This is a genomic window from Dyadobacter sp. LHD-138 (assembly GCF_030929615.1).
Taxonomy (GTDB): domain Bacteria; phylum Bacteroidota; class Bacteroidia; order Cytophagales; family Spirosomataceae; genus Dyadobacter.
Genome location: NZ_JAVFVU010000001.1, coordinates 64,323 through 79,236, shown reverse-complemented (window position 1 = coordinate 79,236; position 14,914 = coordinate 64,323). Strand labels below are relative to the sequence as shown.

The following is a 14,914-nucleotide window of genomic DNA, read 5'->3' as shown; positions in this document are numbered from 1 at the left end:
CTCAGTATTGTAAACCCGCTGCAACAGATGAACAAGATTTTCTACGCGCTTCTTAAATGCTTTATTATCTTTTTATTTGTTAACAATGCCGTGCAGGCACAGTCGGTTGATGAGCCGGAAATAAAGCATGAAATTGCCCCATTGTATCCCGAAATTGAACGGAAGTTTACGAAATACAATATTAATGGCAGAAGTCTGAGAACAAGAGAAATTCTCGACCGTCTTGGTCGTGCAGATTCCAGCGCCTTTTACCAGTATAAAAATGGCCGGCGAAATCAGAAAATAGGTGCAGGGTTGGTGGCAGGTGGTGGAACGTTTTTGGTTGTTGGTGGAATGGTTGGGTTAATAGAAGTATTGGGTGACGTTTTGGCCCCAAAAGAAGAAAATATTAGCCCGGCGGTTGTGGTTTTGATGGCTGGTGGTGGTGGATTGATGGTTGTTGGGGTAATCAAATCAATTCTTGGTGCAGAAGAAAAGAGGAAAGCGATTATGACTTACAACCAGATTATGAATCAAAAACGAAAGCATATGGGGTTTTATATGAAACCCGGCTTAACCGGGTTTTCAATTGGTTTAAGATTTTAATTTTTCATTGGCTTTATGCCGGTCCTTATCCCGCTCGGTTTTCTTGGCCATGTTTTTCTCAAACGCCTCTGTAAGATTAACTCCCGTCTGGTTTGCAAGGCAAATAAGTACCCATAGCACGTCGGCCATCTCGTCGCCAAGGTCTTTGTCCAGATCCGTTTTTTTGAAGGACTGATCGCCGTAAGTCCTGGACATGATTCTGGCCACTTCACCTACTTCCTCCGTCAGGATCGCCATGTTGGTAAGCTCTGAAAAATAGCGTACGCCGTATGTTTTTATCCAGTGATCAACTTGTTGTTGTGCTTCTTCAATAGTCATTATGTGGTAAGTTAAATTCTGTTTTTAGAGTCAATTACAATCGTGACAGGCCCGTCGTTTAATAGAGCCACTTTCATATCTGCACCAAAAATACCGCACTGGATTGGGGCTCCCAATTCTTTTCCAAGAAACGCTATCATTTTTTCGTACAACGGTATGGCTGTTTCCGGTCTGGCTGCTTCGATAAAAGAGGGGCGGTTTCCCTTTTTTGTGTTCGCATGAAGCGTAAACTGACTGATTAGAAGAATATTTCCGTTAACGGATTTTAAATCCAGATTCATTTTTCCTTCCGCATCTCCGAAAATCCGCATCCCGATTATTTTTTTGCCGAGCCATTCGGTATCTTCCTGGGTATCGGTATGGGTTATGCCCAGCAGGACCAGAAACCCGTTGTCAATTTTGCCTTCTACTTTTCCTTCTATCGTTACGGATGCTTCACTTACGCGCTGGATTACTGCAATCATGAATTATTAAATGAAATAGTATTCAGGAATTTTTTCCTGTTAAAGATTAAAATAAGCGGTCGGCAAAATAACAATAAATTAAACAGGAATTTATTCCAGTAAATTTTATTTCAAAATCGCAATTAACAGGAAATAATCCTGAGTGTATTGAAACGTTATATTATGGGTTGTAATATTGTCAGGAGTGCAGTAGTCGAACCTTTTAAAATTTTCAATCCATGCTAGTGTCAGATAAACAAAATACCGGAAAACCAGTTGAAAGGGAGGAAAGGATTTCCGTTTTTGACATCTTTAAAATTGGTGTGGGACCATCCAGTTCGCATACGCTTGGTCCATGGCGTGCTGCCCAGCTGTTTTTGAAATTGCTGGAAAGTGTAAGCAGTTATGATCAGGTCATTTCTGTGAAAGTTTATCTGTTTGGCTCCCTTGCCAAAACAGGGAAAGGACATGGAACCGATCTGGCTGTTCAGCTGGGATTGAGCGGTTACGATCCGGTAACGATGGATACCCGGCAAATCGACGGTATTAAAGCAGCCATTTCCAGGAACAATAAGTTGTTGCTGAATAACCAAAAGGAGATCGATTTCAATCCGAGTACCTGCATCCTGTTTCAAATGCAGGAGTCTCTTCCTTTTCATCCCAACGCCTTAACCTTTGTAGCAGCGCTGACCGAAAACGAGACGGTGCGTGAGACGTATTACTCCGTGGGCGGAGGTTTTGTGATCAGGGAAGAGGGCAAGGAAGAAATCAGCGCGCCCTGTGTCGAACTGCCATTTCCCGTTGACCACGCGTCTGATTTGCTGGCCTGGCACCGGAAAACAGGTATGACCATTTCGGATATTGTTTATGAAAATGAAAAAATATGGAGAAGTGAATCACAGATAAGGCATGATTTGCTTAATATCTGGAAGGTTATGCAAGAAAGTATTTTTCATGGTTGTCATACCGAAGGTGTTCTGGCAGGAGGCTTACAGGTAAAAAGGCGTGCAGCAGCCTTGAATCAAAAGCTTTTGAATGGGCGCGCGTATGATGGCTATGAAGAATGGGTAGCGGCCATTCGTTCCAGTGGCAGTGGTTTTAAATATACGCTGGATTGGCTGAGCTGTTTTGCTCTGGCTGTAAATGAAGAAAATGCATCATTCAGCAGGGTGGTTACCGCGCCTACGAACGGCGCTGCGGGCGTGATCCCGGCTGTTCTTCAATATTATCTTTTGTTTTGTAATGGTACGGAAAGCGATATTATCAAGTTTCTGCTGACAGCCAGCGAAGTGGGGTGTATCTTTAAAAAAGGAGCAACCATTTCAGCAGCAATGGGTGGTTGTCAGGCGGAAATTGGCGTATCGTCTGCTATGGCGGCGGCTGGTCTTACGGAGGTTTCCGGTGGTACGGTCGAACAATGTATGATGGCGGCGGAAATTGCTATGGAACATCATCTGGGTATGACCTGCGATCCTGTCGGCGGACTGGTTCAGATTCCCTGCATCGAAAGAAATACGATGGGCGCCATTAAGGCCATTACTGCATCCCAGCTCGCGATGCAAAGCAATCCCGAAAACGCAAAAGTGTCTTTGGATAATGTGGTGAAAACGATGTGGGAAACGGCCCTGGATATGAATTTCAGATACAAGGAAACTTCCGAAGGCGGCCTTGCCGTGAATATTCCTATCAGTTTGAGCGAATGCTAGTGCATTTTTATAAGTGTAATAGCAAATGTGCAAGTCCGAAATACACGCCGTAACCAATTAAGTCATTGGCTGTTGTAATAAATGGGCCGGAGGCAACCGCGGGATTAATACCGATTCTGTCTAATAAAATCGGGGTAACCGTTCCCATAAAAGATGCCAGGAATACGACGGAAATAAGTGCAGAAGACACGACCAGGGCGAGTTGCAGTTCATTTCCTATCAAAAGATTGAAACCAAAAACGATTCCGCTGATGATCAGTCCATTGATCAGCGCGATTGAAAACATGCGGATAAGCCGCTGCCAGACGTTAATGTCCAAACCGGTTTTGTCAGCAATGCTTTGAAGAATAATAGAGGATGTCTGGATACCGACATTTCCGCCCGTTGATCCGATGATCGGGATAAAAGCGGCCATGGCCGGGATTATTTTCAAATCACCTTCGAAGAAACTGATAAATTTCGCAGCCAGGATTCCCCCCATCATACCCACCAGCAGCCACGGCAAACGTGCCTTTGTTTGCTGCCAGATCGTATCATCTTCTTCCACGTCGCCCGTGATACCGGCCATGGCGAGGGTATCGGAGTTGGCCTGTTCGGTGATTACGTCGATAACGTCATCGATGGTGATTCTGCCTAAAAGCTTGCCTTGTACGTTAACAACGGGCAAAGCATCAAGGTCATAACGCTGCATGAGCTCAGCCACTTCTTCTGCCGGCCGGTAGGTTTCTACAAAAATCAGGTCCTTGTCATACAGGCTTTCGATTTTTGTGTCCTTATTGGCCAGTACGATCTTTTTCAGAGAGAGCAGCCCAAGTAGAATGCCGTTATCGTCGATCACGTAAACAGAATATACTTTTTCAACGTCTTCAGCCTGTTTTCTTAACTCTTCAATACACTGGTTTACCGTCCAGCTGATACTGGCTTTTACCAATTCTTTTTGCATCAGACCGCCGGCGACATCTTCGTCATAATGCAGCAGATCCAGAATGAACCGGGCCTGCTCCCTGTCTTCCAGCAGCGCAATAACTTCCTCCCGAACGCGGATCGGCTGCTCATTGAGCAAATCCACAGCATCATCAGAATCAAAAAGATTTACATAACTTGAAATTTCTTCTGATGTAAAAGCCTTTAAAAATTCGCGCCTTTCGCCCGGATCCATGGCAGCGAGTATTTCTGCGCCAAGGGCGGTATCAAGCTGACTGATCAGATATCTGGCTTCTGAGGTTTCCAATTCGTATAACAAGCCGGTAATATCCGCCGGGAAAAGCTCGGCCATTTCGGTGCGAATGGCTTGGGGCTTTTCAGTGACGATCAGTTCCTGAACTAGTTCAACGTATTCTTTGGTTAACTCAAAATTCATAAATCTTTACTGGCAAAAGGGGTATTACAATGAGATAAAGTGGTGTTAGCTGTTTGCTTTTTTAATTTCCTCGGCAAGAATGGTCAGTTCAACGAACTGGGCAACGTTCAGCTGTTCGGCACGTTTCGTTAATAAAGGTAGCTCCGGGAACTCGCCGATTGGTTTCAGTGCGTTTCTGAGTGTCTTCCGTCTTTGATTAAAGGCCGTTTTTACAACTCTGAAAAATAATTTCTCATTACAAGGCAGTGACTTGGTATCATTTCTTGACAAACGAATCACACCCGATTGTACTTTCGGAGGCGGATCAAAAGCGCCCGGCGGTACCGAAACCAGGTAACTGATATCGTAATAAGCCTGAAGCAATACGCTCAAAATCCCGTAGTCTTTATTTCCGGGAGGAGATGCGATACGCTGTGCCACTTCCTTTTGAAGCATGCAAACGACCTCAGGTACCTGATCAGGCATTTCCAAAACCTTGAAAAATATTTGCGAGGAGATGTTGTAGGGGAAGTTTCCAATAATCGCGAACGGCTCCGGGAAGACCTCGGCCGTATTGTATTTCAGAAAATCACCTTCAATGATCCGTGGCGTCAGTTCTTCATAATGTTTCTTTAAATAAACGACCGACTCGGTGTCTATTTCTATGACATAGGTACTGTATGCAGATTTTTGCAACAAAAACTGCGTGAGCACACCCATGCCCGGACCAATTTCCAATACTTTATTATATCCGCCATGACCTGTAAGACCGTCCACGATCTTGTTGGCGATATTCATGTCTTTCAGGAAATGTTGTCCCAAATGTTTTTTGGCACGAACTTTCGAATCGTTCTGTTTTTTATAATTTATTTTCACGGGTCAAAATTACGTCTTAATTCGTAGATTTATCGAATAAAGAATATGAAGTAATCTTAAAAATACGGTTTCCGGCAAATTATGGAAATGATATCGTCGCTGACTGACTGGCAGTCAATACATGCCACACTACAGCACTTAAATTTGATAGGGATAACTTTCACACCGGATTTTATCATTCGTGCGATAAGTCCATATGCGTTAAAGAAAACAGGGTGGCTTGAATCTGATTTAATCGGAGAGAGTATTTTTGACAGACTGGTCCCAAAAGACGAGGAAGATGAGATAAGTCAGATGCTGGAAGAGGGAATTCAGGGCAAGCGAAAACTGGAACAACGTGAAGTACCGTTTCTCGCTCAGAAAGGTACGCTGCGTACTTTTTCGATCAATTCTGTGTTGATTCAAAATGAGGACGAGAGGATTGTGTACATCACGCTGGTTGGGGATGACATCACCAGAAAACGCAGGATGGAGTCGTCGATTACCAAGTCCAATGCCCAGCTTCAGGATCTGGTGGATAACACGAGTGACCTTATCCAGCTGGTTGCAATTGACGGGAAATTCATCTTCGTCAATAAAGCCTGGCGTGAGGTATTGGGTTACCGCCTGGACGAAATTGCTTCGATGACCATGCAGGATATTCTGCATCCGCAGCATCGGGAAGAAGCCACTATTCAGCTGGAATTGATTCGTGAAGGAAAAGCCAATCCCAATTTTAAAGCGGTATTTTTAAGTAAGGAAGGTAAAAAGGTTTTTGTCGGCGGTAGCGTAAACTGCCGTTTTGACAATGGGAAACCCACCGCGTTCCGCTGTATTTTAAATGATTATACCGAAAAAATACGGGCGGAAAAAGCGCAGAATCTTTATTACAGTATCGCCAACTGGACGGTAAATACCCAGAACCTGGATGATTTTTATCATACGATTCACGAGGAATTGGGGAAAATAATTGATGTTAAAAATTTCTTTATCGCGCTCTACGACCAGAGTAAAAGTTATTTATACTTCCCATATTACGTAGACCAGTATTTCAAAGGAAACGTACGTTTTACCAAACGCCGGCTGGGGAATGGAGTAACGGAATATGCGATTGCGTCCAATAAACCGCTGTTTCTTTACGATGCGGATATTGAAAGACTGGCAAAAACCAACAGTTTGCATCTTTACGGGGTAACGCCAAAATTACTGTTATGCGTGCCGTTGCGGATTGGTGACAGGGTTACGGGCATTATCGGCGTAAAGTCATATGACGATGCCAATATGTTTGACGCCCGGGATCTGGAACTATTGGAATTTATTTCCGGTCAGGTAGCGCTCGCGATTGCCCGGAAGCAAAGTGAAGAAGAATTAAGTAAATATGCCGCCCGCCTAAACGCGATTTTTGATAGCAGCTCGCACTTGATATGGTCGGTTAACAAGAGTTTGCAGCTAACCTCATTCAACCTGAATTATGCGGATCTGATTTGGAGTCAGGTGGGGGTACGTCCAACTTTGCAGGTAAGTGCCGAAAAATTTGGCTGGCGGATGGTTGGTCAGAAAAACAGAAGGACGCTCGATACTAAATACAGGCAGGCACTACGCGGCGAACCGCAATACTTCGAATTTAAAATCGATAAGCAGGACGGCGGCGAAATGTGGCTGGAATTCTATCTGAACCCGATTCAATACTCTAATGGGGTTATTGAGGAAGTTTCGGGTATAGCCAGAGATATCACCAGACGTAAGGAAGCCGAGCTGTCGTTACGCCACAGCGAAGAGTTGTTCCGCGGGATTTTTGAAAATTTGCAGGACATTTATTGCCGTATTGACCGTCAGGGGCGTATCTCCATGATCAGTCAGTCGGTGTTCAAACGCATGGGCTATATGCCTGATGAAGTGATTGGAAAACAGATTACCGATTACTTTAAGGATAAAAAGAAGATACATTCGGCGTTGATCAGGCTCCGGAAAACCAAAAGTTTGCGAAACTTTGAAATTAGCCTGAACCGGAAAGATGGCACGGAGCGTCAGTTCATGGTCAACATGCTCATGTTTACCAATGACAAAGGCAAGGCGGTGGAAGTGGCCGTACTGGCCCGGGACATCACGGAACTGAAACGCAATGAGCAGGAATTGTTAAAAGCCAAGGAACATGCCGAGCATTCGCTGAAAGTGAAGGAAGGTTTCCTTGCCAATATGAGCCACGAGATCAGAACGCCGATGAACGGGGTGATCGGGATGATTGATTTGCTGGGTGAAACGCTGCTGAATCCGGAGCAAAGAGACTACGTCTTGACCATTAAACGGTCTTCTGAAACCTTGCTGGACATCCTTAACGACATTCTTGATCTATCTAAAATTGAGGCAGGCAAAATGGTGCTGCATGAGTCCCCGATTGCACTCGATGAATTGCTGGTCAAGCTGGTGTCGTTGTTCGGGCAAACCGCAAAAAATAAAGGGAATGAACTGACTTATCATATCGCAGCTGATCTGCCTCAGTTTATCATTGCGGACCAAACAAGATTGTTGCAGATTTTGTCTAACCTGACTTCAAATGCGCTAAAATTCACCGAACGCGGTGCTGTAAGGATTTTCCTTTCGCTCGTTGAAAAGGATGGAAAGACCTATAAAATTAAGGTAGAAGTTCAGGATTCCGGCATCGGGATCAGCGCGATTGACAAACAGATTTTGTTCACCTCGTTCACGCAGCTTGATAATTCTTCCCGTAAATCTTTTGGTGGGACTGGGCTGGGATTAGCCATATCCAAACAGCTTTGTGAGTTGATGAACGGAGAAATCGGCGTTGAATCAACGATAGGCGAGGGGAGTACATTCTGGTTTACTTTTGAAACCAAGAGCACTTCGATTGCCCAGGTTAGTTCCGGAAGCCAGATGGAAGAGGTGCCGATAGAAAATGTGTTCTCGGATTTTCATCCCGTGATCCTTTTGGTCGATGATAATGCGGTAAACAGAAAAGTTGCCAACGAAATCCTGAAAAAATCGGGTTGTTTTGTGGATCTGGCGGAAAGTGGTTTTGTAGCACTTGAAAAGGTCGATAACAAGATCAATACCCACGGAGAAAGCTATGATATCATTTTCATGGACATTCAGATGCCTGACATGGATGGCGTTGAGACGACCCAGGAGCTTAAAAAACGTTTCCCGGGAATAACTTCCCCGATCGTGGCCATGACGGCCTATTCGATGAAGGAAGATCGTGATCGCTTTTTGAGTCAGGGAATGGATGATTACATCGCCAAACCGATTCGTGCGCAGCATTTGATCTGGAAAGTGAAAGAACTTATCGGGAATGTGGAAGGCCGGAAACTGGAAACAAAGCAAAAAGAAATCGCCCAGGAAATTTCTTTGCCCGTTCTGGACAGAGAAATTATTGATCAGTTAAAGGCAATTGGCGGTGCGGATCTGGTCTTTTCGGTTTTTGAGGATTTTGTAATGGAATCCAATGAACTGGTTGACGGTGTTGTCGCTGCTTACGCGCAAGGAGACATTTCTACGGTCAAAAGTAACCTGCATACGTTAAAAGGAAGTGCCGGCACGGTGGGAGTTTCACAGGTTGCCGAGATTGCCAAAGACGCTGAATGGCGCTTGAAATCAGATGATACCAGTACACTTTCAGAAGCACTGCCGCAGCTGGAAAGGGCTTACCGGAAGTTTTTGGAGGGTTATGAGGAGCTGCTGGCGGACTGGATGAAGTAATGTTTGTCGATAATAGGGTATATCTTTTTGATTTGGGTATGCCCTATTGTTTGAATTAAAGAAGTTACAGAATTGTGATTTTAAGATCAGTATGGTTCTGAATTCGCTTAAAATCTGAGTGGCTGAAAGTGTAAAGTTCTTGGCATTTTGCAAAAAGCTGTTTTTGACTAATCACTGAGGTCTCTTTTGCTTCTTCAATGGTAATGTTTACCTCTTTGCCGACAAATTGTTTTTTGACGGTTTCCAGAAAAGTGTCGTTTAGAGAATCTATCGGAAGTTTGTAAGTCAGTTGCATGGCGGCCTTTTTTAGATAACAATATAACGATTATTTCATTCATTATAGTTTGTCAGGACTTTTACGGATTGGGAAAGGTCTTTTTTACTCAAAATGAAACATTATTTTCATCGGTAAATTTTCACCGGTCATCGGTGTGAATTGCCATTTTGCAGATTGATTGTGATTAATTTTTCTGCCGGTTAAACTTTTATGGGTAAAGGTGCTCTAACCCTGCACAAACCTTTACCGGAAACCATGAGAAAAATTGCACACTACGTTTTGTTGCTGATTTGCCTGGCTTTGCCTGGTTTTGCTCAGGCACAATCGCAGATTATCGGAACCGTTCTGGACAGTACAAACCGCTCGCCTGTTGTGGGAGCATACGTGGCAGTCAGAAAAAATACGCCGGATGCAAAACCGGAATATGTCACCACGGATGGGAACGGCAAATTTGCCATTTCGGGGCTCAGTAAAGACACTTATCGAATCAAGGTTTCGTATTTAAGCTATAAGGATTCTGAAAGAACAATCCTTATAACAGACGATATGCAAAATGCAGGCACCTTTTTTCTTACAGAAGCTGTTGCCAATTTAAAGGAAGTAAAGGTAGTGGGGGCGGTGACGCCGATGGAGCAGAAAGGTGATACGACACAATTCAATGCAGCGGCTTTTAAAACCAATCCCGACGCAACGACGGAAGATCTTATTCAAAAAATGCCGGGTATTACCGTAACGAACGGAACGGTTACGGCGCATGGCGAAACGGTCAATAAAGTTTTGGTAGACGGAAAGCCATTTTTCGGAGATGACGCAGCACTTACGCTGAAATCGCTTCCGGCTGAAATTGTCGATAAAATTGAAGTTTTTGATAAGTTAAGCGATCAGGCTCAGTTCACTGGTTTTGATGATGGCAGCGGGCAAAAGACCATCAATATTGTTACCAAAACAAACAGACGCGTTGGCCAGTTTGGGAAAGTATTTGCCGGCTACGGATTGGATGACCGTTATCAGTCGGGCGGCAATGTCAGTTTCTTTAATAAAAATCAGCGTATTTCGGTTATCGGGCTTTCCAATAATATCAATCAGCAAAACTTTTCAAGTCAGGATCTTTTGGGCGTATCCGGTGGCGGGAATGGCGGCAGAGGAGGCGGAGGTGCAGCGGGTAATTTTTTGGTAGGACAGCAAAGCGGGTTGACGGGTACAAACTCGTTTGGTTTGAATTATGCCAATAAATTTGGCGAAAAGGTGGATGTTACGGGAAGTTATTTCTTTAACAGAACGAGCAATAACAACTACCAGACCACCAATGAAGATTATTACGGCAAGCAGCTATACAAGGAGACAAATAGTTCCGGAAGCACAAATCTTAATCACCGTCTGAATTTCAGAGTGGAGTACGCGATCGACAAAAAGAATATGTTGATTTTTACCCCGCGGCTTAGTTTCCAGAACAACCAGTCGGGGACTTTGAAAAATGGTTTTACAAATTTGAACGACGGAACGGCGCTTAACAGTACGGATATCGATAAATTCAACAAAAATAAGGGCTATAACTTCAATAACGATATTTTGTTCCGTCACGCGTTTGACAAAAAGGGACGTACCGTTTCAGTGAATTTCAACACACAGATCAATGACAAAAACGGAAGTGGTAATTTGTATTCTAAAAACCGGTACTTTACCAACCTGGAATTGCCGGGCGACACGATCGATCAACGTAGTTATACCGCCTCCAATGCGGTTGTTTTAGGCGGAAATTTGGTTTATACCGAACCTTTGAGCAGTACCGGGCAGTTGCAGTTTAATTATGGATTGACGGTGAGTAACAGCAATTCGGATAAGGAAACGTTCAATAACATTCGCCCGGATGAAAGTATGTACACGCAGCTGGACACTTTGTTGTCAAACAGTTTTGATAACCGATATACAACCAACCGGGGCGGGCTGGGGTATCGTTACCGCAAGAACAACTGGTCCGCAAACCTGGGTGTTGATTTTCAGAACACCAATTTGTACAGTGAACAATTGTCTCCCGTGAAAGCAAAAGTCGATCAGACATTTACCAATTTTTTACCAAATCTGATGCTGACCTACCGCTCAAAATCAGGCACGCAGTTCCGTACTTTTTTCCGTAGCTCGACCAATCAGCCGTCTATTTCCCAGTTGCAAAATGTAGTGGATAACAGCAATCCGCTTTCGCTAACCGCCGGAAATCCTGATCTGAAACAAGAATACAGAAACGCGCTGAACATGCGTTACGCACTGGCTGGTGCCAACAGACCGTTTAGTTTCAACGCGATGATTTTTATCAATCAGACCAATAATGCCATCGTTAATTCGACTTTCATTGCGCAGGAACCAACAACCTTGCCAAATGGTATTGTTTTGGAAAAAGGAGCGAAATTAACCGCACCCATTAACGTGGACGGAAGCTGGAATGCACGGACTTTGATTACTTATGGTAAGCCGGTTTCAAAAATAAAACTGAACGTGAATTTAACTTCGGGTTTTAACTATGTGCGATCTCCGGGTATGATCAACAATGTTTCGAATTTCTCCAATACTTATGCTTACAGCCAGGGTTTGGTGCTGAGCAGTAACGTGAGCGAGAATCTTGATTTTACGGCAGCCTATTCCGGTAATTACAATGTGGTCCGCAATTCGATCCAGCCGACTTTGAACAATAATTATTATACAAGTTCGGTCACCGCGCGTGTAAACTGGATTTTTGGAAAGGGATTTGTAATTTCATCTGATATCAACAACCAGTCATACCGAGGTTTGGGCGCGGGTTATAACCAGAACTTTACCTTATGGAATGCGAGCGTTGGTAAGAAATTCATGAAAAATAATGCCGGAGAACTGAAATTGACTGTTTTTGACATCCTGAAACAAAACAACAGCATTGCCCGTAACGTAACAGAAACTTATATCCAGGACGTGACCAGCCGCGTTTTGACCCAATATGCAATGCTTACGTTTACTTATACACTTCGGAATTTCGGTAAAATGCCAACCCGTGAAAATTCAGACAGACGCCGTGAAGGTTTTGACGGTATGGGCGGAGGTTTTCCAGGTGGCGGCAGAGGCGGAGATAGAGGCCCTGGTGGTCCGGGAAGCTTCTAAATCAGGTATTTTAATGACAATAAAAATGGCAGGATGATCATTCACCCTGCCATTTTTTATTTATGGCTTGCACTGATTTGCAATCAGTCTAGTTATGGTTTCGCGTTTATAACGCGCAAATCAAACATATAATCAGCGTCTCGTAGGAAAAGGAATAACCAGCTCCTCGCCACGGCTTGCCATATCTTTTGTTTTACCATTGGCTTTCATGATCGCCTCTTTGCTTACATCATATTTACCGGATACCACCTTTAAAATGTCGCCAGGGCCGACCGTATGAACGGCCTTCACGCGAATTTTAAGTTTATCGCCAGATTTTAATTCTGTAATAGATGGATTTAAGCCCTTTAAAGTTTCCGTGGTAAGGTTATAGCGACTGGCAAGTGAAGAAAAAGTCTCGCCGCTTTTTACGGTTCGTGTAATTTCTTTTCCGCCTACTCTCGATGCAATCACCTTTGGATCCTCGGTCTTTTTAGGTTCTTCCTTTTTAGGTTCCTCTTTTTTCTCCTTTTTCTCTTCTTTCTTTTCCGCAGGTTTCGGAGTTTCCTTTACTATATCTTCTTCTTCGGCTGCATCCTCTTCCGTTGTACTTTCCGCCACAGTCTTGTTTTCCGTGGTATCAACTACGGACGAAGTAAGTTCCTCAGAATTTGATGAACCATCTGAAATATATTCATATCCCACATAAAGCATTGCCAGGACCAAAAGAACTAACACGAACAAGGTAATTACCGGCAAGTTTGATTTTTCTGTCGGACGTATATTTCTTTTTTTCGGGCTGTCGTCTTCCATAGCTAAGGATGATTCAATTAAATTAGTGACTGTACTTTAATACGAAAATAATAAACCGGTACTACTTTACAACTTCATTTTTCAATTCCTTATTCATCGTCGCCACCTTATCTTTCAATCCCTCCTTAAAGATATCCAATCGGTTGGCAACTTCCGTATCACTGGCTCCGATAATCTGAGCGGCAAGGATACCTGCGTTTCTTGCACCGTTCAACGCCACGGTGGCGACAGGTACGCCCGATGGCATTTGCAGAATCGAAAGTACCGAATCCCAGCCATCAATAGAATTGCTTGAAAGTACCGGCACGCCAATCACAGGCAATGATGTAAGCGATGCCACCATACCCGGTAAATGTGCCGCGCCGCCCGCTCCTGCGATAATAACCTGCAACCCTCTTTTTCTCGCTGTCGCCGCGTATTCGAGCATGCGCTCAGGTGTGCGGTGTGCGGAGACGATCTCCATTTCAAACGTTATGCCAAGCTCGTTTAGTGCGTCTGCTGCCTCCTGCATCACCTTCCGGTCCGACAGGCTACCCATGATTATTCCTACCATTTTTTATGCTAATTTATTTAAATCCGACGTCAGCCGGGATTATTTTTTCTGCGGTTCTCCGCTTATTACCCTTATATTTTTCTTGACGAAATCTACCTTTTCTTTCAAAGAAGCGATGCTGTGATCCATGATCGTGATATGTCCCATTTTTCGGAAAGGCTTCGTAATTGCTTTCCAGTATAAAAACGGAAATACCTGTTCGGTAGCAAGCAATTTTTCCATCCCTTCATACACGGCCGGACCTTCATAACCGTCTTCGCCCAGCAAATTGACCATGGCCGAAGGACCATAGATTTCCGTACTGCCCAGAGGCAAATCCAGAATAGCTCTCCAGTGTTGTTCGTATTGTGAGGTGGCATTGGCGCGGATCGTGTGATGGCCACTGTTATGGGGACGCGGTGCGACTTCATTGATCAGCACTTCGCCGTCTGCCGTCAGGAATAACTCAACAGCCAGCAAACCTACGATCTGGAAGGATTCGGCTGTTTTTTTTGCGATTTCCTGTGCTTTTTGATCGATTTCAGGCGTAATTTCAGCAGGCGCAAAAAGGTATTCAACCAGGTTAAGTTCGGGATGAAAAACCATTTCCACCGTTGGGAAACACATGATTTGTCCCGATGGATTGCGGGCAACAATAACGGCAAGTTCCTTTTCAAAGGGAACGGCTTTTTCAAGCAATCCGGGCTGGTCAAAAGCTTTTTCGATATCAGCCTCGGACGTTACCCTTTGTACGCCGCGACCATCGTATCCGTCACGGCCAAGTTTATGAAAAGCAGGTAGGAAATCAACAAAATTTCTTACATCCTCACGGTTTTCTGTGAGCACGAATGCTGCCGTAGGAAGTCCTTTTTCTACGTAAAACTGTTTCTGGATTCTTTTGTCCTGTATTTTCCGGATTACAGAAGGCTGAGGATAAATCTTCTTTCCTTCTTTTTCCAGCGCTTCCAGAGCTTCAACATTTACTTTTTCAATTTCAATGGTAATCACATCCAGGTCTTGACCAAACTGGTACACCGTATCATAATCCTGTAAAGAACCTTGGGTGAATTTTGGGGTAATTTTACGGCAGGGCGCTTCTGCGTCGGGGTCTAAAATGTGAATATCAAGGTTCCAGTCTATGGCGGCTTGCAAAAGCATAAGTCCTAACTGACCACCGCCAAGAATACCTATTCGGGATGAAAGCATTTATTAGTTCGATTGTAT

General features: G+C 44.1%; 12 protein-coding genes. 4 read left to right on the top strand and 8 right to left on the bottom strand.

The features are described from left to right. The first annotated feature begins 27 nt into the window (after nucleotides 1-27). Nucleotides 28-585, top strand: coding sequence for a hypothetical protein (locus tag RB622_RS00355; RefSeq protein ID WP_308044481.1), 558 nt, complete (start codon nucleotides 28-30; stop codon nucleotides 583-585). Here RB622_RS00355 and RB622_RS00350 read toward each other — a convergent pair. Next, nucleotides 574-903 (bottom strand): nucleotide pyrophosphohydrolase, encoded by a 330-nt coding sequence (locus tag RB622_RS00350; RefSeq protein ID WP_308044480.1) that lies wholly within the window; start codon nucleotides 901-903, stop codon nucleotides 574-576. The genes RB622_RS00355 and RB622_RS00350 overlap by 12 nt on opposite strands. A gap of 11 nt (nucleotides 904-914) precedes the next feature. Further along, nucleotides 915-1,367 (bottom strand): D-aminoacyl-tRNA deacylase, encoded by a 453-nt coding sequence (gene dtd / locus RB622_RS00345; protein WP_308044479.1) that lies wholly within the window; start codon nucleotides 1,365-1,367, stop codon nucleotides 915-917. A 218-nt stretch (nucleotides 1,368-1,585) separates the two neighbouring features. On the opposite strand from dtd, the gene RB622_RS00340 reads away from it, so the two are divergent. Then, nucleotides 1,586-3,052: an L-serine ammonia-lyase gene (locus RB622_RS00340; RefSeq protein ID WP_308044478.1), complete on the top strand. Its 1,467-nt coding sequence runs from the start codon at nucleotides 1,586-1,588 to the stop codon at nucleotides 3,050-3,052. A 7-nt stretch (nucleotides 3,053-3,059) separates the two neighbouring features. Here RB622_RS00340 and mgtE read toward each other — a convergent pair whose 3' ends face one another. Continuing rightward, nucleotides 3,060-4,412 carry a magnesium transporter gene (gene mgtE / locus RB622_RS00335; RefSeq protein ID WP_308044477.1) on the bottom strand — a complete coding sequence of 451 codons (1,353 nt, stop codon included), beginning with the start codon at nucleotides 4,410-4,412 and terminating at the stop codon, nucleotides 3,060-3,062. A 45-nt stretch (nucleotides 4,413-4,457) separates the two neighbouring features. Continuing rightward, nucleotides 4,458-5,261 carry a 16S rRNA (adenine(1518)-N(6)/adenine(1519)-N(6))-dimethyltransferase RsmA gene (gene rsmA, locus RB622_RS00330; protein WP_308044602.1) on the bottom strand — a complete coding sequence of 268 codons (804 nt, stop codon included), beginning with the start codon at nucleotides 5,259-5,261 and terminating at the stop codon, nucleotides 4,458-4,460. 87 nt (nucleotides 5,262-5,348) lie between these two features. Between rsmA and RB622_RS00325 the strand changes: the two genes are divergently transcribed. After that, nucleotides 5,349-8,963 carry a PAS domain S-box protein gene (locus tag RB622_RS00325; protein ID WP_308044476.1) on the top strand — a complete coding sequence of 1,205 codons (3,615 nt, stop codon included), beginning with the start codon at nucleotides 5,349-5,351 and terminating at the stop codon, nucleotides 8,961-8,963. A 64-nt stretch (nucleotides 8,964-9,027) separates the two neighbouring features. On the opposite strand, the gene RB622_RS00320 is transcribed toward RB622_RS00325, so the two are convergent. After that, nucleotides 9,028-9,258, bottom strand: coding sequence for a hypothetical protein (locus tag RB622_RS00320; RefSeq protein WP_308044475.1), 231 nt, complete (start codon nucleotides 9,256-9,258; stop codon nucleotides 9,028-9,030). A gap of 237 nt (nucleotides 9,259-9,495) precedes the next feature. Here RB622_RS00320 and RB622_RS00315 point away from each other — a divergent pair, with 237 nt between their 5' ends. Then, the gene (locus RB622_RS00315; RefSeq protein WP_308044474.1) at nucleotides 9,496-12,366 is read left to right on the top strand and encodes a TonB-dependent receptor domain-containing protein; all 2,871 of its coding nucleotides are present in this window, start codon (nucleotides 9,496-9,498) and stop codon (nucleotides 12,364-12,366) included. A gap of 132 nt (nucleotides 12,367-12,498) precedes the next feature. Here RB622_RS00315 and RB622_RS00310 read toward each other — a convergent pair whose 3' ends face one another. The 3 genes from RB622_RS00310 to RB622_RS00300 form a co-directional block, all read right to left on the bottom strand. Further along, entirely contained in the window at nucleotides 12,499-13,158 is a 660-nt protein-coding gene (locus RB622_RS00310; protein ID WP_308044473.1) for a LysM peptidoglycan-binding domain-containing protein, read from the bottom strand. Between the two features lie 61 nt (nucleotides 13,159-13,219). Next, the gene (gene purE / locus RB622_RS00305; protein ID WP_308044472.1) at nucleotides 13,220-13,711 is read right to left on the bottom strand and encodes a 5-(carboxyamino)imidazole ribonucleotide mutase; all 492 of its coding nucleotides are present in this window, start codon (nucleotides 13,709-13,711) and stop codon (nucleotides 13,220-13,222) included. Between the two features lie 39 nt (nucleotides 13,712-13,750). Next, nucleotides 13,751-14,896, bottom strand: a complete 1,146-nt coding sequence (locus tag RB622_RS00300; protein WP_308044471.1) for a 5-(carboxyamino)imidazole ribonucleotide synthase — start codon at nucleotides 14,894-14,896, stop codon at nucleotides 13,751-13,753. Nucleotides 14,897-14,914: the final 18 nt, after the last annotated feature.

Excerpts from the sequence above, each read along its gene's own strand:
- RB622_RS00355 (WP_308044481.1), top strand. The coding sequence starts at position 28 with ATGAACAAGATTTTCTACGCGCTTCTTAAATGCTTTATTATCTTTTTA.
- RB622_RS00350 (WP_308044480.1), bottom strand. The coding sequence starts at position 903 with ATGACTATTGAAGAAGCACAACAACAAGTTGATCACTGGATAAAAACA.
- dtd (WP_308044479.1), bottom strand. The coding sequence starts at position 1,367 with ATGATTGCAGTAATCCAGCGCGTAAGTGAAGCATCCGTAACGATAGAA.
- RB622_RS00340 (WP_308044478.1), top strand. The coding sequence starts at position 1,586 with ATGCTAGTGTCAGATAAACAAAATACCGGAAAACCAGTTGAAAGGGAG.
- mgtE (WP_308044477.1), bottom strand. The coding sequence starts at position 4,412 with ATGAATTTTGAGTTAACCAAAGAATACGTTGAACTAGTTCAGGAACTG.
- RB622_RS00325 (WP_308044476.1), top strand. The coding sequence starts at position 5,349 with ATGGAAATGATATCGTCGCTGACTGACTGGCAGTCAATACATGCCACA.
- RB622_RS00320 (WP_308044475.1), bottom strand. The coding sequence starts at position 9,258 with ATGCAACTGACTTACAAACTTCCGATAGATTCTCTAAACGACACTTTT.
- RB622_RS00315 (WP_308044474.1), top strand. The coding sequence starts at position 9,496 with ATGAGAAAAATTGCACACTACGTTTTGTTGCTGATTTGCCTGGCTTTG.
- RB622_RS00310 (WP_308044473.1), bottom strand. The coding sequence starts at position 13,158 with ATGGAAGACGACAGCCCGAAAAAAAGAAATATACGTCCGACAGAAAAA.
- purE (WP_308044472.1), bottom strand. The coding sequence starts at position 13,711 with ATGGTAGGAATAATCATGGGTAGCCTGTCGGACCGGAAGGTGATGCAG.
- RB622_RS00300 (WP_308044471.1), bottom strand. The coding sequence starts at position 14,896 with ATGCTTTCATCCCGAATAGGTATTCTTGGCGGTGGTCAGTTAGGACTT.